General features: G+C 39.9%; 25 protein-coding genes, 13 tRNA genes and 1 pseudogene. 3 read left to right on the forward strand and 36 right to left on the reverse strand.

Annotated elements, in window-relative coordinates; genetic code table 11:
- On the forward strand, positions 1 to 498 hold a 498-nt coding region (locus J6O61_RS06740), incomplete at its 5' end, for a hypothetical protein (RefSeq protein ID WP_292211156.1).
- Positions 499 to 922: 424 nt separating this feature from the next.
- On the opposite strand, the gene J6O61_RS06745 is transcribed toward J6O61_RS06740, so the two are convergent.
- From J6O61_RS06745 to J6O61_RS06870, 26 genes are all read right to left on the reverse strand, one after another.
- Complete coding sequence (locus tag J6O61_RS06745; protein ID WP_292211159.1) at positions 923 to 2,626, reverse strand: RNA-binding domain-containing protein; 1,704 nt, start codon at positions 2,624 to 2,626, stop codon at positions 923 to 925.
- An 11-nt stretch (positions 2,627 to 2,637) separates the two neighbouring features.
- The gene (locus J6O61_RS06750; RefSeq protein WP_330613736.1) at positions 2,638 to 2,829 is read right to left on the reverse strand and encodes a helix-turn-helix domain-containing protein; all 192 of its coding nucleotides are present in this window, start codon (positions 2,827 to 2,829) and stop codon (positions 2,638 to 2,640) included.
- A gap of 1,548 nt (positions 2,830 to 4,377) precedes the next feature.
- A complete protein-coding gene (locus J6O61_RS06755; protein ID WP_292211163.1) occupies positions 4,378 to 4,941 on the reverse strand; it encodes a helix-turn-helix domain-containing protein in 564 nt (187 codons plus the stop codon).
- Between the two features lie 245 nt (positions 4,942 to 5,186).
- On the reverse strand, positions 5,187 to 5,624 hold the full coding sequence (locus J6O61_RS06760; protein ID WP_292211166.1) for a flavodoxin: 438 nt from the start codon (positions 5,622 to 5,624) through the stop codon (positions 5,187 to 5,189).
- 348 nt (positions 5,625 to 5,972) lie between these two features.
- On the reverse strand, positions 5,973 to 6,911 hold the full coding sequence (locus tag J6O61_RS06765) for a DUF3658 domain-containing protein (protein WP_292211169.1): 939 nt from the start codon (positions 6,909 to 6,911) through the stop codon (positions 5,973 to 5,975).
- Positions 6,912 to 6,963: 52 nt separating this feature from the next.
- Positions 6,964 to 7,479, reverse strand: a complete 516-nt coding sequence (locus tag J6O61_RS06770; RefSeq protein WP_292211170.1) for a hypothetical protein — start codon at positions 7,477 to 7,479, stop codon at positions 6,964 to 6,966.
- A 22-nt stretch (positions 7,480 to 7,501) separates the two neighbouring features.
- Positions 7,502 to 8,710: a hypothetical protein gene (locus J6O61_RS06775; protein WP_292211173.1), complete on the reverse strand. Its 1,209-nt coding sequence runs from the start codon at positions 8,708 to 8,710 to the stop codon at positions 7,502 to 7,504.
- A gap of 178 nt (positions 8,711 to 8,888) precedes the next feature.
- On the reverse strand, positions 8,889 to 9,269 hold the full coding sequence (locus J6O61_RS06780) for a Mor transcription activator family protein (protein ID WP_292211176.1): 381 nt from the start codon (positions 9,267 to 9,269) through the stop codon (positions 8,889 to 8,891).
- Positions 9,270 to 9,644: 375 nt separating this feature from the next.
- Positions 9,645 to 9,718: transfer RNA gene (locus J6O61_RS06785), tRNA-Met, on the reverse strand.
- A gap of 4 nt (positions 9,719 to 9,722) precedes the next feature.
- Positions 9,723 to 9,795: transfer RNA gene (locus tag J6O61_RS06790), tRNA-Asn, on the reverse strand.
- Positions 9,796 to 10,049: 254 nt separating this feature from the next.
- A tRNA-Lys gene (locus J6O61_RS06795) sits at positions 10,050 to 10,121 on the reverse strand.
- Positions 10,122 to 10,125: 4 nt separating this feature from the next.
- Positions 10,126 to 10,197 (reverse strand) — tRNA-Phe (locus J6O61_RS06800).
- Between the two features lie 6 nt (positions 10,198 to 10,203).
- Positions 10,204 to 10,275 (reverse strand) — tRNA-Cys (locus J6O61_RS06805).
- Between the two features lie 85 nt (positions 10,276 to 10,360).
- Complete coding sequence (locus tag J6O61_RS06810) at positions 10,361 to 10,582, reverse strand: helix-turn-helix domain-containing protein (protein WP_035789126.1); 222 nt, start codon at positions 10,580 to 10,582, stop codon at positions 10,361 to 10,363.
- Positions 10,583 to 10,928: 346 nt separating this feature from the next.
- Positions 10,929 to 11,012, reverse strand: a tRNA-Tyr gene (locus J6O61_RS06815).
- 4 nt (positions 11,013 to 11,016) lie between these two features.
- Positions 11,017 to 11,104: transfer RNA gene (locus tag J6O61_RS06820), tRNA-Ser, on the reverse strand.
- Positions 11,105 to 11,109: 5 nt separating this feature from the next.
- Positions 11,110 to 11,193, reverse strand: a tRNA-Tyr gene (locus J6O61_RS06825).
- Between the two features lie 4 nt (positions 11,194 to 11,197).
- Positions 11,198 to 11,354, reverse strand: a tRNA-Glu gene (locus J6O61_RS06830).
- 4 nt (positions 11,355 to 11,358) lie between these two features.
- Positions 11,359 to 11,432 (reverse strand) — tRNA-Glu (locus J6O61_RS06835).
- Positions 11,433 to 11,471: 39 nt separating this feature from the next.
- Positions 11,472 to 11,726 carry a helix-turn-helix domain-containing protein gene (locus J6O61_RS06840; protein ID WP_292211184.1) on the reverse strand — a complete coding sequence of 85 codons (255 nt, stop codon included), beginning with the start codon at positions 11,724 to 11,726 and terminating at the stop codon, positions 11,472 to 11,474.
- Between the two features lie 28 nt (positions 11,727 to 11,754).
- Positions 11,755 to 11,836 (reverse strand) — tRNA-Leu (locus J6O61_RS06845).
- 4 nt (positions 11,837 to 11,840) lie between these two features.
- Positions 11,841 to 11,911, reverse strand: a tRNA-Trp gene (locus J6O61_RS06850).
- 4 nt (positions 11,912 to 11,915) lie between these two features.
- Positions 11,916 to 11,999: transfer RNA gene (locus J6O61_RS06855), tRNA-Ser, on the reverse strand.
- Positions 12,000 to 12,352: 353 nt separating this feature from the next.
- The gene (locus tag J6O61_RS06860) at positions 12,353 to 13,021 is read right to left on the reverse strand and encodes a hypothetical protein (RefSeq protein ID WP_292211187.1); all 669 of its coding nucleotides are present in this window, start codon (positions 13,019 to 13,021) and stop codon (positions 12,353 to 12,355) included.
- 33 nt (positions 13,022 to 13,054) lie between these two features.
- Positions 13,055 to 14,272 (reverse strand): RtcB family protein, encoded by a 1,218-nt coding sequence (locus tag J6O61_RS06865; protein WP_292211189.1) that lies wholly within the window; start codon positions 14,270 to 14,272, stop codon positions 13,055 to 13,057.
- Positions 14,273 to 14,328: 56 nt separating this feature from the next.
- Positions 14,329 to 15,798 carry a DUF2828 family protein gene (locus J6O61_RS06870; RefSeq protein ID WP_292211192.1) on the reverse strand — a complete coding sequence of 490 codons (1,470 nt, stop codon included), beginning with the start codon at positions 15,796 to 15,798 and terminating at the stop codon, positions 14,329 to 14,331.
- A gap of 653 nt (positions 15,799 to 16,451) precedes the next feature.
- On the opposite strand from J6O61_RS06870, the gene J6O61_RS06875 reads away from it, so the two are divergent.
- Positions 16,452 to 17,438 carry a WYL domain-containing protein gene (locus J6O61_RS06875; protein WP_292211195.1) on the forward strand — a complete coding sequence of 329 codons (987 nt, stop codon included), beginning with the start codon at positions 16,452 to 16,454 and terminating at the stop codon, positions 17,436 to 17,438.
- 1 nt (position 17,439) lies between these two features.
- Here the strand turns inward: J6O61_RS06875 and J6O61_RS06880 are convergent, their stop codons facing one another.
- From J6O61_RS06880 to J6O61_RS06920, 9 genes and pseudogenes are all read right to left on the reverse strand, one after another.
- Complete coding sequence (locus tag J6O61_RS06880) at positions 17,440 to 17,643, reverse strand: hypothetical protein (protein WP_292211198.1); 204 nt, start codon at positions 17,641 to 17,643, stop codon at positions 17,440 to 17,442.
- Positions 17,640 to 17,768, reverse strand: a complete 129-nt coding sequence (locus J6O61_RS06885; RefSeq protein ID WP_292211200.1) for a hypothetical protein — start codon at positions 17,766 to 17,768, stop codon at positions 17,640 to 17,642. The genes J6O61_RS06880 and J6O61_RS06885 overlap by 4 nt, the downstream gene beginning before the upstream one ends.
- An 83-nt stretch (positions 17,769 to 17,851) precedes the next feature.
- Positions 17,852 to 18,433: a hypothetical protein gene (locus J6O61_RS06890; RefSeq protein ID WP_292211202.1), complete on the reverse strand. Its 582-nt coding sequence runs from the start codon at positions 18,431 to 18,433 to the stop codon at positions 17,852 to 17,854.
- A 356-nt stretch (positions 18,434 to 18,789) separates the two neighbouring features.
- Positions 18,790 to 19,497 (reverse strand): hypothetical protein, encoded by a 708-nt coding sequence (locus J6O61_RS06895; protein WP_292211204.1) that lies wholly within the window; start codon positions 19,495 to 19,497, stop codon positions 18,790 to 18,792.
- 205 nt (positions 19,498 to 19,702) lie between these two features.
- Positions 19,703 to 19,915, reverse strand: a pseudogene (locus tag J6O61_RS06900) (septation protein SpoVG family protein); the annotation flags it as partial.
- 72 nt (positions 19,916 to 19,987) lie between these two features.
- Positions 19,988 to 21,283, reverse strand: coding sequence for an ATP-binding protein (locus tag J6O61_RS06905; protein ID WP_292211207.1), 1,296 nt, complete (start codon positions 21,281 to 21,283; stop codon positions 19,988 to 19,990).
- Positions 21,284 to 21,603: 320 nt separating this feature from the next.
- Positions 21,604 to 21,795, reverse strand: coding sequence for a hypothetical protein (locus tag J6O61_RS06910; RefSeq protein ID WP_292211209.1), 192 nt, complete (start codon positions 21,793 to 21,795; stop codon positions 21,604 to 21,606).
- A gap of 20 nt (positions 21,796 to 21,815) precedes the next feature.
- A complete protein-coding gene (locus J6O61_RS06915; RefSeq protein ID WP_292211212.1) occupies positions 21,816 to 21,977 on the reverse strand; it encodes a hypothetical protein in 162 nt (53 codons plus the stop codon).
- A 30-nt stretch (positions 21,978 to 22,007) separates the two neighbouring features.
- Positions 22,008 to 22,889, reverse strand: coding sequence for a radical SAM protein (locus J6O61_RS06920; RefSeq protein WP_292211215.1), 882 nt, complete (start codon positions 22,887 to 22,889; stop codon positions 22,008 to 22,010).
- A 151-nt stretch (positions 22,890 to 23,040) separates the two neighbouring features.
- Here J6O61_RS06920 and J6O61_RS06925 point away from each other — a divergent pair, with 151 nt between their 5' ends.
- The gene (locus J6O61_RS06925; RefSeq protein WP_292211217.1) at positions 23,041 to 23,580 is read left to right on the forward strand and encodes a TetR/AcrR family transcriptional regulator C-terminal domain-containing protein; all 540 of its coding nucleotides are present in this window, start codon (positions 23,041 to 23,043) and stop codon (positions 23,578 to 23,580) included.
- Here the strand turns inward: J6O61_RS06925 and J6O61_RS06930 are convergent.
- The coding region (locus tag J6O61_RS06930) for an NUDIX hydrolase (protein ID WP_292211220.1) at positions 23,528 to 24,079 on the reverse strand (552 nt) is incomplete at its 5' end. The genes J6O61_RS06925 and J6O61_RS06930 overlap by 53 nt on opposite strands.

Consider the following 24,079-nt stretch of genomic DNA (forward strand, 5'->3'; position numbering starts at 1 on the left):
TCAGACCGTCAGGAAAATGCTGAAGTAAAGATGCCGGATTTCCCGGATTCCTTGGGCGACTATTCTTTTGACGGCGGAAATACAGTATATGTTGCCGGAAAGGATGATTCAGGGAATACTCTTGGCAAATGGGATGATCTATGCGCTGTTTACAAGAATGAGGACGGCGATATCGTTAATCTCACCTTGTCCTACAACTTATCAGATGATGAGAATCGTACCACTACCGAAAGCCGTACAATAGATGGAATCACCGTCAACTTCAATTACGATGAGTACCTTATTCTCCCTGATGAAGATGAGCCCCTTGAGGCATCAGTACAAGAACGCAAGGAAAATGATGAGCACTTTTTCGTAAGCTATGGTGGCGAAAAAGAAACATATTTCTTCAGCAATGCCTCTTTCATAAAAGATGGTGTACGCTATCTTATTTTCACCAATGATGATGTATCTGCAGATGATCTGTTTAAGATGGCTGCTGAACTGATAAACCGATAATCGAACATTTTCGTAGAGAAATCATTTTTTCTTAAAACGGACAACATATTGCAAAAGGGGCGAAGTTGATTCGCCCCCTTTCTTTAACTCATAATCATCCATATCCGAAAACCTTTGGGTTATCAGGTTTAGTGCAAGATCAGTTTTATCATCGATTATCCATTTTTCTTATAGACGAACTCATTTTTCCTCCACAACCGGGCTTTCCACTATATTCGAAAACATTCCTCTTATATCATCTGAAAATGCCTCATGGTCTGCTCATTCAACCACATCAGATGTCTTCCGTTCATTTACAATTTCATTTTCAATTTTCATTGTTGTAAATGAACATATCCCGTGTTTTCAAGCTTTCTTTGATTCTTTATTAACCAAAAATGCCGTTTCATTTACAATTTCATTTACAAAAATAACGTGAGCCGCCCTATCCTTGTCTCTTTACCCAATAAGCAAGCTGTCTGCTGTTGCCGTCCCGTTCTATCTCATCCGCATCCTTTAACATGGTCAGCAGATAAGTTATCTTCCGCTCCTTCTGTTCATCTGTCATGGTATCCGGGAGCTTATCAGCCAATAATACTCGGATCTGTTGCTTACTCGCCTTCCCGAACTTGCTTATATAATCCAGGATAAGATCCTGATAGTACTTGTTGTCAAAGCCTTTATTCTTTATATATTTTGCTTTGTCATCATCGGATCTGGCAAGCGGCGCAGCGAGATACAGATTATCTGCCCGGCCTTCCACAAGCTTATGTTTACGCAGATGAGCCACTGCTTCTTTCGGTATTCTCTTACCCTTCTGAACCTGATCCAACAGATACACCGTTGCAAGATCCAGATCCGCATTGTGATGAAGCAGATAAGTGAACTTCTCATCAATCTCCCTGCCGTACAAAGACACCTCGACCTTGTTCTTTTGAGACAGATCATAGTCCGGCAACGGGAAAAACCGTTCTCTTTGAATACTGAAAACTCTTCTTATACCTGTAGTCTCAGTATCGATCATCTTAAACTTCACCATAGCATCCGCAAGCAACTGATTTCGATAAAACGGTGAAGTGTAGCTCGGACGCAGGATCACCTCTATATTTTCCGGTATGAAAGAACCGGGATTCGTAAGTATCAGTTTGTCTTCAAACTCATTTACGTATATCCTGCCGCCTATACTATAGTCCGAATGAGCGATACAGTTATTCAAAAGTTCTCTTAAAACCCATGGATCAAACTGACGGATCTCCTGTGTAAACAATGTCATCTGATCAGGCATATACCGATATGTCAGATTCCTGATATTTGCTGTAATACGGTCTGAAAGCGTGATAAAAGGAATCTTAAAGATCTTATAATCCTTTACCATATCCTTTGAATCATAAACACGCCAGGATGCTTCCGGCATGCTTTCCATCAGAAAGTCATATCTTTCATCTCCCAAAAGCAGCATAGCTGCATTGGTGATTTTCCCGTTTACCACAAGCTTTCTGGCTTCAAGGAATTCCTCATCTGACACCGAATCAACCTCAGCAGAGATATGCTCATCATCCATTTTTTCCTTATACTTTTCCCTGGCGATTTGTATAGCTTCTCTGTTGAGATGCTCTATCCCAGCACCCTTAACAAACTGCTTTGACCAATCCAGAAATGTCTGCCTTCTGATCCTCTCCCTTTTCTCCTGAGAAAGTGGTTTCAATGATTCCCCATCCCTTGCATATTCATATCCCTTCCAGGCAGTCGGGACAGCACTGATCGCAGCGGGAATCTGAAACATCACGACTCTTCTTACTTCTCCATCAACTTCAGGATAAACTTCATATATATCAATAAAGCTCATCGCACCTGATGTGTCCTGTGAGATCTCGTTCTTAAGAGTTCTAAGCCCTTCCGTGTTCCGGTAGTTAGTTCCCACAATCTCTCTTGACTTGTTTCTCACGCCGAAAACAAGCCATCCATGCTGCATGGCCTTCAGGTTCGCTTCATTGCTGAGTGCAGAAAAATACCTGCCGATCTTATCCTTGTCATAATCGTTACCGGCTTCCTTAAACTCTACAACCTCATCCTCCCAGTTCTTGATCAGATCGTAAAGCAATATCTCCATTTCCTTTTGCTTTTTAGCCCTGTATTCCGCTATTTCCATCCGATATTCTCCTATACGATCGCGCTCTTTCCGCTGTTTATCCACTCATCGATCTCAGAGCGCTTAAATTTCCACATTCGTCCTACCTTATGAGCCGGGACCTCATTGTCAGGATCCTTTATCCAGCTACGCAGAGTTGCAGGCTTTATCCCAAGATAAACAGCAGCCTCTTCAAGATTAATGTAGTTTTCCTGTAAATTCATATCCATTCAATTCACCTTATTCTGATAGAAAACTGATTTAAGCGTATTCTACAACAGTCTTTATGATAACACAGGGCTTGCAAATCATCAATCTGTTTACTATAATTAGTTGATATCTGACATGATTACGCATAAATAATGTAAATTTACTGATATGTAAATTAAGAAGCGAACTGATAAAGGGCTATAGCTATGAAGAAAACTGTACGATTTCCATGTATAGAATGTACTGATCACACAGGCGTAACCTACCCTTCCATCAAGGAAATGTGTGCCCACTGGGGGATTCAACCAGAAACCTATACTCGCCGAATACGGGTCTATCATATGAGTATTGAAGAAGCTCTCACCACACCGGTAAAACCGAACGGAGGGCAGGAATGCAGGGATCACCAGGGAACACGATTCAGGAGCCGTTCCCTTATGTGTGATCATTGGCATATTGACCGCAAGCTGTTTGAATATCGTACCTCTCACGGATGGAGTCTCGAAGATGCGTTGACCAAACCGCGTCGCGGATCTTCACTGACATCCTCTGTATAGCCAGATGTTACCTCGTTTTGTCACGTAACATTATTAAAGCCTGTAACCGACTCAGACCGGCTACAGGCTTATTATTTTGCATTTGAATCTCGTAACACTGACGTAACAATTTACAGTTGCTTTTCGTTAATTTTTGTGAAATTCGGTAGTTTCACCAAAGTCCCGAACAGCTTGATTTTACAGGCTTTTCGCTCTTCATAAAGGAGATCTTCGTAAGCATTGAAACTCCGATTCCTAGTTTCATTTTCTATGTATCTCCTTCTAAAAATGCTTTATTTAAGCCATTTGTTATCTCAGTTTGTTTGACCGAGTGCCACGACGAGTACCATTTTTGTATTAATTATGCGTTATGACACATTGTGACATAAAAATAGTCCTGACACAGCGAATATATATTACCATGTCAGGACGGATTTGTAAAAACATGCAGTAATGGACCTAGGGAATAGACCTAGAGGACGGGGTCAATGTCATTTAGATAAGAAAATGCAGTAAATGCGAAATAGGCACGCTACGTTCTTCAGATTATATAGTAGCGTGGACATCTACGTGACACCGCTTTATCTTTAGACTGTTATCACGTAGTTTCGCAACGATTTTCTGGCATTCTACGTGATACACCTCCGTTAACAAGCCTCGCCTCACGTATTTTTTTCAAATATCTGTTTAGTTTTACGTGTTCTACTACTAATAAAGAGCAGCATCTCACGTAGACACCATAAATATCATGCTTGTTGCTCTGTCACATCTTTTTCTTATCTAAATGACATTGCCGCGGATCTCGCCGGGCCGCTCCCATTACGATGAGTTGTGGCTAAGCGGAAGTATCATTATCCCTGCAATTATCATGGCCCGGCCGGAACTACCGGCTTTCCAGGGAGGCTATCTCGCGCAAGGCGTACCTATAGGGCTAACTACTGCAGGAATGTACCTGATGAATGGGTATTAAGTTTTCAAGGTCCTTTCACCTATACCCACAGAGAGAAGCATTTTTGCACGCCCCTTTTAAAAAAACTTTATTTTTTTCAATATTTTTTCCAGATTTCCCTTTGCCTTGATGATTGATTCAGATACCTTCTGATAAGTAATCCCCTCAATCTCAGCTATCTCATCTACTGTAAGCTCCATAAGAAAATACATTTTGCATCTCCTTCTCTGCTTGTCCGGTAAAAGATCTATCGCAGCAACAAGAGCTTCGTACCTCATCTTGTTTACCACAGCATCCTCAGGCTCATACTTGGAAAAAACCGAATTGAGATACTCAGTAAGTCCTTCCTCATACCCAAACATATCGTGATGGCGAATGCCTCGCATATCATGCTTCTTCTCATTCTGTGTATACTCGTGAAAAACCTTCCCCTGCTCAGTTGTTATGACTACATAAGGCAATTTGGTTATGCCCTTCTCATAATTATGAATTGTCTGTACTGATTTCCCCAACTTTTCAGCCATCTCTTCCTGGGTCTCTTTATTGGCAATTCTAATGTCTTTGAATCTGCCACCTATCTCTTTCTCAAGCTCAGAAGGCGCTTTTATTCTTTTTCGATTCAGCGGTGTGTGTTTAGCCATTTTTTCTCCTGTTATCCCTATAAAAAATGATAAGCCACGCTCTGCTCATTAACCATAAAGCACCATTTTAGGTATTCATAAAATCCAATCTAGTTTTTTCATATATTTCACCAAACTCCTGCTTCCATATACTGATTCCTAAGTATAAAAATAAGAGTATCTCTGCAGAAGCAAGTGCACTGATATCAGTCACATTGCCTGCAGGGCTACCCTTATATAATGTCAAAATAGCAAGTCTTATATTTTCAGATCTCTGAAGCTGAATGTACGAGCTTTGCATCTACTGATGCAGCCCCAGAAACATATTCTCCAAGCTTCTCAGCTGTCTTACCTATTCCGCTTCCACCAGATGTGGCAAATGCGTGTATAGTCTTGCCGGTCCAATCATACCCTTTACAGAATGTATATACTACTCTTGGAGCCTGTCCGTACCAGATAGGAAAGCCAATATAAACAGTATCGTAATTGTCAAAGTTCTCTATTGTTCCGCTTACAGGAACATCCTTCTTGCCAATCTGCTCTTTGTTACATCTGGCAAGTGGATTGGTCCACTTGATATCTGCAGCTGTATAAGGCTGCTCTGGAACTATCTCAAAAAGATCAGCGCCGATCTTAGCCGCGAATTCCTTTGCTACCGCTGCTGTGGTGCCTTCGGCACTGAAGTAGGTTACTAGCGTTGCCATGGTTCACCTCCCGATTGTTTATGTTTTGGATAATATAACACATTCATGAATTTATTGCAATTAGATTGTTGACAATCATTGTTGTAAAAAATAGCGCCTCCCAACTAGGAAGACGCCATTTGATTTTCTCATACCTAAAGAACTTATAATTTTTTTGAAATTAGTAGCGAGGAATCTATATGTTTTCAACTATTTGTTTCAAGAAGAATTTACATCTTCTCCAAAATAAAAACTATGAACTAGTAGTTCAGTGTATTCACAAAAGATAATGCTTGCATTTATAGCACAAAAAGACCTGCCTCAGTGACATTTGCCACTGCAGCAGGTCTTTCAATATCCCATTATTATTTATTTCTTCTTTACCATCGTACGCATTGGAGACTCGTTCCATTCATCCATAAGTACAAGTTCACCTCTTTGGATAAGTCTGTATACGCCGTCAAAAATAGGCATATCCCCAAGCATCAATCCGCATTCCCCCATTACATCCCCAACTAGTCGAGAAATTTTGAAGGTTTCTGGCATCCTAGAAAGCACGTCTCTGATAAAGCCATCGAGGAACTCTTTATTAAGACTGATAAGATTACCGCCAACCATCAGCCTAAGATACGCGTTTTCTTTTCTTAATTCTTTCCAGCGCTGTGAGCAAGCCTTAATCTCATCTTCTGAGATAATTCTCTCCAGCCCAAGTGTATTAAACCATTCCTCAGGTCCAAGCTGCCCCCATGCACTACAATGATACCGCCCATTCCAATAATTCGGAGGTAAAAACATTGTACTAGCATTGGTATAATGCTTCTTGCTATCCAGGTAATACATTAGCCAATAAAATGCATTGATTTCATTAGAGCTGGAACTGTACCATATGCGAATACTCTCGTCATTCTCAATTGCTTCATTCAAAGCCTTTAAATATGAACGGTTCTTTTTCCTTATTCCTGATACCCACTCATCTGCCAGTTCTTGATGCCGCTCCTCTGGGTACATCGTACTGATCATGTCGTAAATTGACTCATATCTCTTTTTCCCTGGAGTCTTTTCCGATATATCGCCATATTCCAAGTTAAACTCCAAGCAAATGATATCATCAGCGTGCCCTCCAATAGGACGCGCATTGTTCCACTTTTCTTCATTTTCAGCATTAAGTCTTTTTATGGCATCTGGAATATTGCCATTTTCATCCTTAATATCACATCTCATGAAGTCAGGACACTTCCCAACTCCCATGAACTGTGCCATTCTGAGGCTTCCTTGAACACTTGGTTCAAATACGATTTCTTTTTTCATTAGCTAATGCTCCAACAAGAATGATTCCATTACAATAGGCGTCATAAATTAATCATGCCTTATTATTTTTATCATCGTCATCTGAAGATGATGCATTGCTATTCGCTCCAAGAATAGCCGCTGCGGTTCCTCCAACCAAAGCAACAACAAGTGCACCTGCTCCAATAATTTTCATAATAAAGTTCTTATTTTCACTATCCTTTTCTCCAATCATAGCGGCGACATCAATCATTTTATCTTCAATTCTGCTACGTTCTTCGGAATCAATATTGTCGTCCTCTAACTCCTTATGTAAAGAATCAATTATTCTATTGCATGCTGCAAAAAAGGCATCTTGACTTTTATTATTACTTTCATATGCCTTATCTACTGCATTCTTATACTGAGTAACAAGTTCAGTTGCCAAATCTTTAAATGCAGGGAATTGTTCCAAAGCCTTTTTTGCCACCTCTGGATCCATATAAGGAAGCATAGTTGCAAACTTTATTACTTTATCTTTGGTCATGTGCTTAAAGTCAGATATTCCCAACTTCCTCAATACCTTTTTTTCTGTCATTGTATATGCCATAGCGTCCTCCATACATCACTTCTCATCCAGCAATTAAGTAAATGTTGTCTTTATCAAAACATATTTCTGTGGTTTTATCATATATTTGAATCATTTCAGCCATCTTGCGCATAAAGATTCCTGTGTTAGGATCGCTTACTTTAGAAAATAATTCTATAGTTTCTTTACTTATGTCAGTGGCCGTATTACGAAGTTTTCCGCCTTTTTCCTGTAAGAACTCATCAACTTGTCCATCTTTAATCTTCGGAATGTTTCCAATAAACTTGCCAACAGCATTTCCTGCTATGCCAATGCCCTTAAGTAAATTAACTTCTATTGAACCATTAGAAAGTTTTTCCAAAAATACTGAGCACTTACTAAACAACTCCCGATATTGATCCGAATTCTTCCTAATTTCTATAACTGATGCAGAAATATTCTCCTCTTTAAAATTGCCGCTCAGCATAACCTCTGTCATAGAAGCTAATCCAAACGTATACAATGAAAGCCTATAATACTGGAATTTCTTCTGCAGATTATTAAGTACATCATTAACCTGCCCCTTTGCGACAACAAACTTTTTAGTGTTTAATACCTCATCAACACTTTTCTGAAAAGAAATCATATTTTCTCTTGCAGTTCGCTGAATATCGCAAACCATCTTATGGTTACTGGCTATAAAAAGGTCATTATCCCAATTGTGCTTATATTTTGAAATAATCCCATTTAGAGTTTCTAAATCACCTTCTATTTTAGATTCTTTTTCAATCTCCAAATAGGAAAGAATCTGCTTGGTCGTTTCTGATATAGTACCAAGCTCCTTTTCAATAGAGAATAGCGCCACTGACATCATGAGGATAGCAGGGTTAGCCTTCATCGCAATGCTACTAGTTGCAGAAATTGGATCTGCAGCAGCAAGTTGAGCAAATTTCGATCCACCTCCTGCAGTCTTAAATGCTCCCCAGAAATTCCCATTCTTTGCAATCTTTAAAGTATCTCCTACACTTGCATTAGCCAGCTTATATAAGCCTGCAACATTCATTGTTGTTGTTTGAGTTACAGTATTAAATGCAGGAATCAATGAAGAAACTCCTGCCCCCAAAGTTGATAATTCTGCAATTGGCATAGCTATTGACTTATCTTTTGGTATGCTTTCATTTCTTACTTCTAAAAGCAGTTCCTCAGAAGTTTTAACTATCTCATTTTTATTCTCTATAATTTCATTATCACTAATTGGCTTAATATCTGCCATATCGACCTCCATTATCTGTCACACATCATAAGATGTGTTAGTTCTTAAACATCAATTTAATTTTATCATGCCACTAACAAACTGATTCAAAATAATAATAAATTCTAACTAAATCAGTTGAAACTATCTGCTCTACGAATACTTACTAAGCAATTGCATATTACGCTTTTCTATAATATTACCTTTCATTCTTTATCTCTATAATAATTTGCCTTATTCTACGTTCTGTAAGTCCCAAGATCCTTGCCAGTTCAGCAGGCCTCATTTCATCCATATTTTCCTTGATGAAGTCTTTTCTATAATCCGCAGAATACAGTTTCTGAGGGAAAGTAATATTCAATCCAGCAAAACGCCTCCACACTTTCATTGTTGCCGCATCGCCAAGTATTTCCGCTAATTCTTTATAGACTCCACTATACTTTTCCGGATTGCTCTTCACTTCCTTTTCCTCCTCAGAAACAACTATATTTAATTGTACTGAGTCCTTTTTGAAAATATCACTTGCCGTTTGTCCTGTAATTTTCATATGAAATTTACACTGCCTTATTTCCCAAATCATTTGCAGTGCAATCCTCCTTTCATTACAGGCCATGATTTTTTCGCGAACAAAAAATAATATATTTTTGCCATTCCATTTCAATCATTCGTATAAATAGACAGAACATAAAAAACACCGCAGTCCAAGTAGCTTACGCTTTACAAAAGGTCAGCGGTGTTTGACAGATATCATCTCAGCGAATGTAGCGAAGCTTTACCATAGCATAGAGATGAACCTGCAGTTCTTATGAGAGGGAAAATGATACTGGGAGCTGCTTAAGCCTAGCTCAGAAGTATCAATAGAATATCTACAGCAAGAATAGCGAATGCTTTATTCAAGCCAAGGGATGAGTTACAAGAGCCTGTCCGTAAGGATGGGCTCTTGTATCGCTTAGAATACCTGAAATTGTGATTGAACCAATGGCCCTCTGCTTATGAAACAGATGCTCTAGCCATCTGAGCTATTCAGGTATAGCGGATACAGAGGGACTTGAACCCACAACCTCCCGGTTAACAGCCGGGCGCTCTGCTGATTGAGCTATGTATCCAAAACTGCGGTAGCCGGACTCGAACCTGCAACATCGTGAGTCGTCTCTGCCTAAGTTCGATCACGCAAATCACAGATTTGCTATCTCACTTAACAGTCAGGTGCTCTACCAATTGAACTATGCCGCATCAGTGCTGCTGGTGGGGTCGCAGGCATCCGGGGGATGCCACGCTTGCGACTCCGAGCTCCGCGAGGGAACCCACGACCTTCGGTTTAAGAGACCGTTGTTCTTCCAACTGAGCTACAACAGCTTAGTGCTCCCCACGGGGGTTGAACCCGTATCTCTCGGCTTAAAAGGCCGGTGCATATCCGCTCTGCCAAGGAAGCGTAGTGGACTCGGACGGTATCGAACCGCCTCACAGGGATTTTCAATCCCCCGCTCTACCATTTGAGCTACAAGTCCATATAGAGACATAGGTGAGATTCGAACTCACGATCCCCGAGTTGCAGTCCGGAGCCTTTCCATCTTGGCTACTACGTCTTACTACGGCACTCAGATTTGAACTGAGACTACCGGAATCAAAGTCCTGTGGGCTACCCATTACCCCATACCGTAAGATGCAGTCTTACTCGACTGCAATTATTCTCTCAATAGGAACTTCAAGATATACTGAAAGCGCCACTATCCTGTCTATACTTGGAAGGACATCTCCTCTTATGTATCTATAGACAAGTGATGTGCTAGTCCCAAGGTATTCGGAAACTTCCGTAACTGTATGACCGCTTTCTCTTATCAACTCTCTTATGTGTGTTCCTGTTGTTTCAACATCTATTACTGGATAATCCATTTTTCTAATCTCCTTTTTCGCATTAAAAAACCACTTAACTTTGCAAGCTAAGTGGTTACAGATCTAATCGACCTAATCTATTCTTAATGCTCTGGACCATCCATCATTTTCTGGATCCTGGATCACTTTCCACCAACTTGCAATTTGCATAACTAATAAAGCACTTCTGATTTTTGCAGAACTGCATAAACTGTTTGTTATTAAATTGCTTGTTGATAGTTACGTAGTACATCTAAAATAAATCCTCTTAACTTTCTGCTGCTCTTTGGCAACTCCATATCTTTGTTCTATTTGTATTATCGTCCTGCCGGACCAGTTTGTATAGTGTCATCAGATGACACTTAAGTGGGCAGGGTGAGACTCGAACTCACGATGTTTCTGTTGTCAGGTTTTTACAGACCCCTGCCTTCGCCACTAGGCATACCTACCCGGAGCGTTTGCGGAAGGATTCGAACCTTCGGCACGAAAAGCCGTGCTCTGCCTTAGCAGGGCAGCACCATAAGCCATCTCGGTCACGCAAACATAAGTGGGTGGAGCAGGAATTGCACCTGCGATGTTTCAAATGTGGGAGTTTTACAGACTCTTGCCCTCGCTTCTAGGCATACCCACCCATGATAGCTCCTGCGGGGCTGCGACGGCACTTAGTGCCTAGTCCCTTGTGGAAACCCGGCATCTCCAGCTTGAGAGGCTGGCGTCCGTCGTCGCTGCGCGTCCTCCGAATGCGTAGCTCGACCTCCTCTGGAGGTCACGCATCCAATTAGACTAAGGAGCCTTAGTGATCCCACCGGGACTTGAACCCGGTATCTCTGGCGTGAAAGACCAGTGTCCTGAACCATTAGACTATGGGACCTTGCGCAGGCACTTCCGTACCTGCTTATCTATATTCAGTTCATGCGCTTAGTTCATAAAGGCATTCCCCTAGAACAATGATGTCATCAATAGCCACGCCAAAGATAACAGATAAAGCAACTAAGTTATCAATCGTAGGCATCGCAGTTCCATGCTGCCATTTGTAAATCGCCTGTGGAGTAGCAAATCCAAACACATCCTGTAAATCCCTAACAGACATACCGGCTGCCACTCTTAAATCAGTAATTCTCTGTCCCGTAGCGACCATATCGATCGCTGGAATATTCTGTGTCATTTCTAACTCCTTTCTGGCATTTGCCAAGTACACGAGGTGGGGTTCGAACCCACATGCATTACTGCGTCTGATCCTAAGTCAGGTGCGTCTACCAGCTTCGCCACTCGTGCATAACAGACCCACCAGGATTTGAACCCGGACAAACAGTTTTGGAGACTGCTGTGCTACCATTTCACCACGGATCTATAGCGCAGAGTCTGGGACTCGAACCCAGATACCCTTTCAGGATGGCGGTTTTCAAGACCGCTGCTGTACCAATTGAGCCAACTCTGCATTTTCAGACAAAAGAAAAACCGCTTGCCTCATCTAAGGTAAGCGGTACGCAAACATGTTTATCTATAAGCTTCTGATTCGGATTTACTCTATCCGTTCCTTTGCTAGAACAACATTTTCTCGCATTTGCCTATCCTTAAATGAGCGCATGAAATTAAACATCCACTCTGATTTGCTCTGGAGTGATGATTCATAACTTTCGCTATAAAGGCAATAATTGCGATTCATTGTTGTCATGTCTCTTCTTTTCCTTTCCGGGAGTTTGCATCCGCTCCGCTTATCTCTTTCTATATCGTATAGTAACACTGAAATTCTTAGCTGTCTATTATACTCGTGGTATAAAATGGGCATAATTATCTAATCAAAAACAACATATAATCCTCCAAAATATCATATGCCTCAGATATTTCTTCATCACTGTATGTTACAGTTCCCTTATGAAGAATATTATTTCTAAATGGTATCCTCTTATCTATAAAACTATAATTGTCTGTATTAGAAAAAACCACAAAACAAATAGCTGTAACAATTATAGTATCAAAGCTCTCTTTATTCATTTCATGTTTTTCATCTACATGATTTCCAGCAACTTTTTTTACACTATCATAAGGAACTCTAGTATGATTCATTTTTTCATAAATCAAACTCTCGGCATTGGATAAAAGCACAACTATCTTTTCTCTTTTGCCAATTTCCTTTGAATTTATGATTTTCGACACGTACTCAGCTGTAGTGCTTTGATACTCTTTAGTTTTGCAATTATCCACTACTGGTTGACTACCAACCACTTCACGTAGCCAGCAAACATCTTCGTATGATATTTCCTTCTTTTCCAATTCTTTTGTTCTTTGAAACAATTCTGTATCATGCGCATCCTTAGGCAGATTTTTAAAAACTTCAATAAGATTTTTAAATCCATCAGACTCAATAAATTTCATCATTGAATTTGTATACACTTCTGTCATAGAGTCTACTGCTCTTGCCATTTCCAACAGTTGATTTTTAACTTCTTCAGAAAACATTTTTACCTCCTAGTTTTAATCATAATATATACTTTAGTTTGAAGCCTTAAAATTGTAAATTGGCTTCATCACATCAATAATCTCCACGGACTCCTTAATTACATCGATAATGTCATCCAGTGACTTGTAGGCCATTGGCGCCTCATCAATTGTAGCCTCACAGACAGATGAAGTGTAGATTCCCTTCATAGCCTCTTTGTACTCATCCATTGAAAGGTTGTTTCTAGCTGCAGACCTGGACATAAGTCTGCCTGCGCCGTGTGGTGCTGAGTAGTTCCACTCAGGGTTTCCTTTACCTATGGCAAGGACAGAACCATCCCTCATATTGATAGGAATTAGAACTTTCTCACCCTTATGAGCTGCAATAGAGCCCTTTCTAAGGATCATCTCCTCAGTATCAATGTAGTTATGAATTGTGTGAAAAGCCTCGCCAGCTACAAGGCCTGTTTTCTCTAAAAGAATCTCCGCCATCTTCTCACGATTTCTCTTAGCAAATCTCTGACATATCTCCACATCGTGAAGGTAGTCCTCAAGATACTTGCCTGATAAGTAGCAAAGATCCTCAGGCATTGTCATTGGTCCCTCATGATACTTCTTGTTGTAAAGCTCCTTAAGAGCAGCCTGGATTTCTGTTCGTCTTCCTTGCGCTTTGTACTCTTTGATCAGTTCCTCTCTTGCCTCCAGGTACTCACCGATTCCCTTATCAAGGTCCACGGCAAGAGTCTGGTAAATCTCAGCAACCTGCTTACCAAGGTTCCTTGAACCTGAGTGGATTATAAGATATTGAGTCCCATCAGCCGCTCTGTCCACCTCTATGAAGTGATTACCTCCGCCAAGAGTACCTAGCGATCTCTCAAGGCGCTTTACCTCCTTAAGCTGGCGATAGCAACGTAGCTCTGTCAGATCAAACTTCTCAATCCTTCCATCCCATACCTCACGTCCGCAAGGTATTGTGAATGCCGCCATATCCAGTTTCTCAAGGTCAATCTTCTGCTTCCCAAGATCAACTGTATACATGCCACATCCGATATCGACACCAACCACGTTAGGCACTGCCTTATCTTTGATTGTCATTGTTGTTCCAATTGTGCAGCCCTTCCCAGCATGAACGTCAGGCATGATTCTGATCTTTGAGCCCTCAGTCATAGGGTAGTCGCACATTCGTCTTATTTGCTCTATTGCCTCGTCCTCAACAACCTTGGCGTAGCAAAGAGCTGTATTTACTTTTCCCTTTATCTCAATAGTATTCATAATTATCCTTCCAGTCTCGGCTGGGAGTCTTCATTCTCCCAGCCTCTTCTATTAACTCATGCCGCTATCCTTTCGTAGCGCTCAGCTGAAAGGATACTCATCATGAATTTATATGGTTCTAAGTTACCTTCTTTTAACATTGAAAAAATCTGTGGGCTGCAGCCTGAAACAAGCGCTACTCCCTGATCATTCATCTTACCAGGCTGCTGTTTATTGCGGCTGTTCACGTTCCAGAAAACTATCTGTGGAAGTTTGAAGCCGTATCTTGCATACTCTGCTTTAGCATGTTCGAAGTTTGTAGCCTCGGCATTACCAGCACAGTAATTGAACTCCATGTCTGAGATTATGTATAGCTTCTCTGGCATATCAGCCTGTGTAAGCTTATTAGCTACAGCAGTCATTAGAATCAGGTTAAAGGTCTTCTCGATATTTGTATCGCTACATTCGTTAAATCCCATGCAATAGCGTACTTTCTCAACAATATCTCTGCCCTTGATCTCGATGAGTCTAGGATTTGTTGAAAATGTTATGAAGTGATTTCTGAACGCACCGGTATTTCTTTCTGCAAAGTAGATACCAAGTGACTGCGCAACAGCCGCAGGAAGAGGGTTCGTTCCGCAATACATAGAACCTGAACCATCAACCACTACAAGAGAATTCTCTGAACCAGCGAAGTTCTCAAGAGCATTCCAGGTTGCGTTCATGACGCGCCTCTCATCCTCTGTGAACTGTGCTCTGTTTATTACAGGAGCTATCACATCGTATGGTGTAAGTGTGCCTGTGTGCATAACAGAAGGATCTGTCTCAACCTTGGTTATAAAGGCGTGGTATCTCTCCTGATCATTTCTAATGAAAGCCTGTCTATATTTGTACAGCGCCTTTGAAGGCTGCTTCTCATAATCAAAAGAGTAATCCTTTTCTCTAAGGTTATTCTCTATGATCTTGATCTGAGCTCTGAGCGCCGAAAGTGTTTTACGATACTCAGCATCAGAGATTTTAATAGCTCTGGCAATCTTCTTTGCTTTACTTACAGCATCTTTATTGCTTGTATTTACAGAAGGAAGCCATTTTGCCAAAAGAGATATGTTTGCATTCTCACCATTTTCAGCAAGTTCGTCTATGTCGGCATTCAGAGTTTGCTCAATATATGCCATAACATCTTTTTCTACAGGTGTATCCAGTAGAGCCATAAGATCATCATATCTGCCATACTCTGCCACATTTTCAATATTCTTTTTAACAGATTCAGGCTCTGCAGCTGCCAGGTACTTAAGAATAACCTTAAACACTTTTCTCTCACCCAAACCGCCTCTGATATCTCTTGCAAAGAAAAGCATTTTCATTGCGAGATCAGCATCCTCAGCATAAGCTCTAGTGAATCTTGTAATGATATCTTCATCTGAAGCTTTTCTAAGCGCACCAATTGTTGCAAAAAGATCCAGACAATCTGATTTTGTTGATGCATAAGTCACAGCGCCATTCTCTGTATATGTTTTGTTTGCTTCTCTCTTTAAAAATTCTAGCATCTTCTTTTCCTCTCTTTCATAACAAGGTGCAACTGGGTTATAGCGCCCAGCTCGCTCACCCTGCACAAGCAGGGCGCGATTTACAGTTGCGGACTTGTATTGGCTGCTGTATGCACCTTTTATAATCACTAGATACATCCCTTAACATAAGAGGGGTTCTAACCCTCCATCAGCCTGGTTATGAGCCAGGTGCTACTCTCTGTAGCTATATGTGGTCTTGTTTGCTGTCAGTATCTATTTGATTACCTGTAATACATGGCCCACAATCCTGTGGCTTTCATGGGCCAACTCTTCAAGATACACTTTTTCACCGCAGCGGGCTCTTACCCCGCAATGCCTAGGTTATGCCACAGATACCCTTTCAACGGTTCGCAAAAAGATTGCTGTTCGTATCTTATATTCAAGACACATACACCCCGAAGGGTTGGAGCGGGATTTGAACCCGCAAAGCCGAACCTAAAGATCGGTGCTTAACCATTTAGCGATCCAGTAATGATTGCTGTCTGTGTCTTTGTTGTGACTTAATCATAGCGCTTTGAATTGGAGATAAAAAGATGCAGATTGACCCAATGTCACAACCCCAATATAATATGAAATATAAGTATTTTTATTTAAGAAAAGCGTTTTTCGCAACCCCAATTAAGAGGCGTAATATGACTGAGAAATATAAAATTTATCTTTCAGATGATACAAAATCAAGACTTATAAACGATGCTGAGCTCTTTGAATTCACCAAAAAAGACGAGTCAGTAAACCTCAACGCATTCCTGAAGACATTGATTGTAAACTACTTTGACCAGTACAGACATGACAGCGAAAATCTACTTACAAGCATCAAGCAGGACCTGACCGCCATCACATCCATCAGTGATAAGGACGCTGCGCTATTAGCAGATAGGATTGTAAGTACATATATTAAGGCAGACAGTTTTCAGAGCAGCAAGAACTCTGCCCTCACTCTGACTGTAAGCGGCTCTTCGTATGAGATTCTTAAGATTATTGAGAATAACATGTTAAAAGACACTTCTCTTTCCCAATACCTCAAGGACATGTTCAACTCTTATCTATCCATACCACGTAGTGAAAGGGAAGCTATCATATTCAAAGACACCTACGAAGATATCGCCAAAGCTCTTAAAGACCACAGAATATTGTCTTTTACTAATACAACATCCGGTGACGAAAAAGCCTATCTTGTGGAGCCATATATCATTGCTCCCTCCAAAGAAGAGCAATGTAACTACCTTCTGTGCAAAGACAGAAGCACCAGAAGGCCTAGAACATTTAGAATTTCAAGACTCAGAAGTGTTTTTGTGACATCTGATTCTTTTCCTGTGGATCCAGACACACAAAAAGAGCTCCAGGAAAAAGCTATCCGAAGCCCTCAGTCAGTTTCATTGACAGTTAAGGCCGTTGTCCGTCTAAATAAATATGGGGTAAAAAAGTTTAAGGCAATTACCAAAAACAGACCTCTGGTCTCAAAGATTGAAGGTGATCTCTACTACTTCGACTGGCCAGAGCTTCAGCTGGAAGAATACTTCAAGCGTTTTGGAAGAGATGCAATAGTAATAGAGCCTGCATCATTAAAAGAAAAAATCAAGAAGTTCTACTATTACGGATTAAGAGAATACAGCAAATGAATCAGAGTAACCAAAAAGGATCAGCTCCAAATCCATCTCTGAATTCTTTGCTGATCCTCTCTTTTTCTTTCTTGCGGTTGTAGGCCTTTCCGTTCGGAACGCTCCTTGTTACTGGATTAATATCTCCCCAGGTGCGTCTCTGTTTGGAATGGTACTCTTTTTGCTGTTTCTTACTCCGCTTGTCCAGTGAAACATATTTGCTCATTTTCTTTCCTCCATTTCTTCCTTCTGAACCTTCTTGTTATATTTTGATGCAGGAATTCCGAACAGTAAACATACCGGTATTATCGTTGCAACCAAAACAAGAATCAATAAAATCTGTGCTGTCATTATTATAAGCCCTCCAACAATTTTGATGTTGAAATCATTATATCTGAGGCCGGCATCAGTATACATACCAATATAAGCGAGTATTACACGTTTAATTTACTACCTACGCAAATCAAATACTCAAATATCCCCATGCTTATCGCTTCTGTGATAAGCGGGATCATTCCATAGATATATCCAACCATCGGCTTTACCCTGTAGTACTGCAAATAGAAATATAGGCTTAGAATAGCAGCCGCTGCCACAATCACCAGGAACAAGGCGACCTGATTTACAGTTACCATTTCCCAGGCAAAAGACCTGTTGATTGAAGCCACCTCTAGCATAGCCCAGCCAATTATCAAAAACAGTTCCGATGTAACCTGTCTATGCAGAATAATCCTGGAGCCATAAAGAAGTACCATATAGGTCACAACTCCGGTAATTACGATTACAATTCCGGATACCAGCCCCTCTTTTGGTGGAATCTTGATTATTCCCAGCATATTAACAGTAAGTCCTGCCAGTCCAAAAGTGCCGTAATTAGCAAAAGAATCCCATCTATTCCGGAAATATGGCTGTCTCCATGAGATGGATGAAATGCCACTCCCCACCATAGCAGGTAAAACACACAACATATGATCAAAAGACCTTGTCCTAACCTTATCTGTTCCATGTTTGATCACTCCTTTGCGAATAAGCTCCTTATATTATAACAAATAGCAGCTAAATTTTTTTGCCACAACATCATCTTCATTCGTATATATAAGCAGATAAGAAAAAAACCATTTCACTTTACGTGGCTTATGCTTCACGAGCGGCAGAAATAGTTGTTAAGTGGAAAAAAAAGTAGCATCCACAGCAAAGGTGACGACGTTTCACCAGAGCCTAGGGATGCTATTTTTTCTTTATAATTGTTACAACTCTAAATTATCTTTTCAATTACTCTATTAAGGAACTGCTTGAAGACGGGGCGATAAGAATATCAATAAAAATAGCTCCAAAGAAGTCAACTCTTTGGAGCTTTTATAACAATGTGTTTTTAGTTTTCTCCTACATTCGTTCCAAAAGCTGGAAAAAAATGTTTAATTACCCTTCCAAAGGGAATCACAACAATATACTTAATAACAATCCCAAAAATGCAAAAAACAGGTCTAATAAATGTCGTGAATATAGTTTTTATCCATATTCCCTTGCATCGGTCAATCATCCACAGTTCAAACTTAATCATCTTTATTCTAAATCTTGCATCCAAGTTCTTTTCAGTTGCTATAGGGTTACTTGAAATATCATTTACAAAAAAAGCAAGTGCATCATTATCATCAATATTATTAAAAAGACTTAGACCAACTTCTTTACGCATTGTCCTAAGAATATCTGACATTATATACATCGCTATTTCTTCTTTGTAATATGTGCAATTCTTTATTAACGGATTAGTCGTAAACTCTCGAAAGAAAATATACCTTCGATAAATACGCTTCGAACCATATAACAATAGAGAAGAACCTGTATCAAAAAATAAATTTCTCATTTCACCTGAATTGAGATCTTTCTCCTTCTTATCAACAGATGCCAAAAATGTTTTTTGCATCAAGTTTATCAATTTTAAATACTGAGTTTTCTTATCTTCAAGCTTTTTGTACCTAGTCTCTTGATTCTTAGACAAAACAAAAATTGTGAATGTTATGACAACAGACAATAACGCAACATTTTCTGCAGTAATTAACTTTGATATTGCACTAACCATTTTTCCCTCTCTTAACTTTTGTCCATATCCAGGTCTTAAATTATCATAGTTCTATAAAATGCAATATTATCCATCCAGCATCCATGCGGCTTTCATGGCACTTCAACAGAACAACTAAATAATAATATGTAAATTTGCAAAAAACAAGTGGGAGGACAGCTTTCGCCATCCCCCGATTTTGATTTTCCGTTACTTTCTACTTTTTTTACACCTCAAACGTCACATCTTCTCCACTCTCAAAACTGTGAAGTGCATTCTCCTGGAGCTTCTCCCTGAATTCCTTAGTGATAGGATAAGCAATGTCTTTGTACTGAGCCTTGCCATTCTCGTCAGTTGTCTTGAGTTTGAAGCTTGGCATAGAGATGAAAAGGTTGCCTGCCTTGCTCTCGACGATTGAGATGTTTCTTACAGCAAAGCTGTTTACAAATGTTTACATGAAATTTTTGCGGATATCCCAAAATATTTCATGAATAATAATAGACCAAAACTACTACTCTGCTGTTTCAATCCATTCACTAACTAAGTATAGTGGAACATTTACCATCCAGTCTTGTTCTCTATAATTAGCCATCGAAAACCTAACAGGTTTTAAATTGTTGTTCTCTTCAAATACTGTTTTTAAACTCTTTGCTCTTAAGTTTTCTTCTGCTTTAACTTCAATTGGATATACATAATGTTTTTGTATTACAAAGTCCAATTCTAGTTCTGAACGTTCCTTGGAATGATAGTATACACTTCTGTTAAGTGACTCCAACTCTTGCAATACATATTGCTCGGTAAATGCACCTTTGTATTCAGTAAATGCATTATTGTTTACTAGAACATCTTTGGCATCGACTTCCGATAATGCCCCAAGAAGTCCCAAATCAAGTACAAATAGTTTAAAAGCATCAATATCTTCATAGAATTTTAGTGGTTTATCAACCTTTGAAACGCGAAGGATCTTGTAAACTAGTCCTGCGTCAACAAGCCACTGTATTGCATTTTCAAATTCCTTGGCTCTTCCGCCTTTTTTAATAGCACTGTATATAAATTTCTTATTCTCTTTTGCAAGCTGCGCAGGTATGGAATCCCATACCATATTTACCTTTGGAAGCAATTCCGATGGAATGTGATTAGAGAAATCACGCCTATAGTCTGCTAAAATCTGCTTTTGAATGTCTCTTACGGCAAAAATATCATGATCCTCCACATAGGATTTAACTACAGCAGGCATTCCTCCTACATAATAATACTGACGTAGTAATTCTATGTACGTAGATGATAATGCTGACAATTCACTCCATCTATGCGCTTCCATATTTTCAATTAGAATTTCTTTACCAAGTGCCATTAAAAATTCTTTGAACGACAACGGGTAAAGGTTAACTTCATCCACTTTCCCTACAGGAAAACCAGTTCCCTCATGCAATCCAATGCCAAGTAAACTTCCCGCAACAGCTATATGATACTCTTTTGCATTTTCGCAAAAGTATTTTAGCGATGAAAGTCCAATTGGCACCACTTGTATTTCGTCCAAAATAATCAGCGTTTTCTCAGGCTTAATGGCAACTCCAGAGAGAGCTGAAAACACTCGAATAAGTCTATCTATATTAAAATCATTAAAGACACTCTTCATGTCCTCTACTTCATCACAGTTTATATATGCCACATTCTCATACTCTCTGGAACCAAATTCCTTTAAAAGCCAAGTTTTACCAACCTGTCTAGCCCCATTTAATATAAGCGGCTTTCTATCTTTGCTATTCTTCCATTCGACTAATTTATTGTATGCTATTCTTTCCATATTATCGCCTCCCGCAAATATATTTTACATTTTTTAAGGTGAAAAAACAATTTATTTTACATTTTTACAAGGGAATATTTTGTATTTTTTTCAGAATTATTGACGAACAGTTTTAAAAATCTTTTTAGGGCTACTATATGTAAAGGCAGCCGAAGCTGCCATATCTTTACGCTTCTACTACATCATAAAGATCCTCGTCCTTAAGCGGCATGCGTGGATTGAGGTTCCATCTAATTATAGAAGTGCTATTTTCTGCTATATTATTACGCTCTTACAAGCCTCTCCCCCAAACGAAATGCTTCTTCCAAATCTATTGGAAACTACTTTTCTCGCATTTCTTTTTTATGTTCCTCATTGAAGCTTGCCATATTAAACTTGTTGTAATCATTCACCTGAAGAGTATCGCAAGCAGCATATACTTCTACATACCCATTTAAAGCACTAAAAATCTGCTCTACCTCTTTTACTTTTCCCTGATAGCCTTGCTCGAAGTACGCTTTAGGCGCATTCATGGTTAGGATAATCCCAACGTTTACTTTCCCTTTGAAGTAATTAGAGTAATCATCATAAGATAGTGCGCAAAAATGCAGACGTTCAATAAGCGCATGTACCTGGCTCCCTTTTCTGCTTCTTTCAAAAGCATTGCAGTATTCCAGTTTTTTCTTGGACTTCCGTTTAAGATTATGGTTTTCATGTGCCCCTCCTTCATATATTCAACCAATCATTACAGTGTTTTCTTTCTGCTTCGAATAGCAGCCATTCTGTCCAAATCGCCATGTTCAATCTCATTTTCCAATGATGCAATAATGGCATCCTTTCTCTTCAAGAAATCTGGTCCTGTCAGGTTTTTACCTGAAACAGTATGATGCGTAATGAAATAGCAATCACAAGTGAGATTCTCCACAAAGGTCTTCAGCTCTATGAGCATCTCTTTTTCTGAAAGTGGTGTAAACTCTCCTCTCTCTGCCTCCTCAAGAAGTGGTGTTCCGGGAAAAAGAGTCAACCCGCCGGTTCCTACAAGCATAGGCTTGCACTGAGAAAAAATCTTGGCAGAATTGATGGCATGCTCCAAGCTATGCTCTTTGCCGGCTGTGCCATTCAGGAAAGTCATCCAATAATCGATGCATGCTTCTTCAAGCTTCTTGCACTGCTCAATTATGTCTGATGCGTGATATCCTTTATTAATTCTATCAAGCGTCCAGTCATCTCCGCTTTCAACTCCAAGGGATATTTCTCTTAGCCCTAACTCTTTCAGCTTCTTCAGTTCTTCCACCGTCTTGTTTCTGATATCAGTTACTCTGGTTGCAGCGTATATATATTCCATCTTAGGAAGATAAGCATTGATTTTCTCTAAGATTGGAGCAAGCTTGTCATAAGTCATACAGAGAGGGTTTGCTGATAGAAGCTGTATTGTCGTTGCATCCGGAGCAATCTCAGCTATCTCCTTTAGATCTTCCTCGATCCATTCCATTGGCTGCATACGAAATGGAACCTCTCTGTACATTGTACAAAATTTGCAGTTGTTGTGGGTACACCCCTGTGTAATCTGTAAAAGTGGAAATGTTGGCCAATAGGGATTTCTATAAACAGTATCTGTAAAATGCATGGTAAATGCCTCCTTCATCTCATGTTCAGTAGTTCAAAACTTCACTCTTAGAATAAAGGCAAATCTTGTACCATTCCACTTACAAAAGTATAATAATGACAGATTTTCTTACATAAATGTATTTTTGTAATAAAGCTGTGAGGTAAAAACTATGACAGACAGAACCAAACTATGGATTTCAGAGAAAATGAAAAAGATTATGGCGACAAAGCCTTTAGATAAAATACGTGTGACGGAGATTTGCCATGAAGCTGAGATTGAAAGACCGACCTTCTACTATCACTTCAAGGACAAATACGATTTAGTTGCCTGGATTTTCTTTCATGATGCCTTCAAGACAAATATCCTCTCTGTAGAATCGGCTGCCAAAGCCATGAACGAGATGCGAGCAGACTACCTCTTTTATAAAAGAGCTTACGAAGACAATTCCCAGAATCCGCTCTGGCAATACATGCATGAATACTTTGTTGACCGTTACTCTGTTGAAGCTATGAGAATTCTTGATACAGATAGATTGGACACTCAGATTTTATATAGTATCCGGCTATACTGCTACGGATGTGTAGGGATGACAAGAGAATGGCTGATGAATGACAACATCACCCCTGCTGAAACTATAGTAGAAATGATGTTTCATTCTATGCCTGAGAATATGAAACGTATTTACGGACTATCTCCAGTCCGCCCATAGGAACACAGAACTTCTCATCCCTTGGTGGCTGGCATGCCTGATACACTTCCTCGAGGTCGAACCACTCTACACTGTCCAGCTCTTCCTTTTGGATGGTAAGGTTATCGATTCCTACCTCCTCATTATAGACATAGACGAATGCAATTTCATTGTCCTTGAATGGCTTGCCATGGAATTCCTTTTCATACTGAATTGGAAATGTTCCTGCAAAATGCAAATCATCCGGATCCGCCTGAATACCAAGCTCCTCCGACAATTCTCTAACAGCAGATTCCAATGGCTCATCCCCAGCCTGAATATGCCCAGCTGATGAAGTATCATATCTACCCGGAAAAGAATCTTTATTCATAGCTCTCTTCTGTAAAAGAACCTCTGTCTTATCTCCATTTTCACGAACCACCCATATGTGAGCTGTTCTATGTCTAATACCCTCAGCGTGCGCCTGTGATCTGGTCACTGTCTCGCCTGTAGGCTGCCCGTCTTCATCTACGATATCAAA

The organism is Butyrivibrio sp., assembly GCF_017635265.1.
Classification (GTDB): Bacteria; Bacillota; Clostridia; order Lachnospirales; family Lachnospiraceae; genus Butyrivibrio.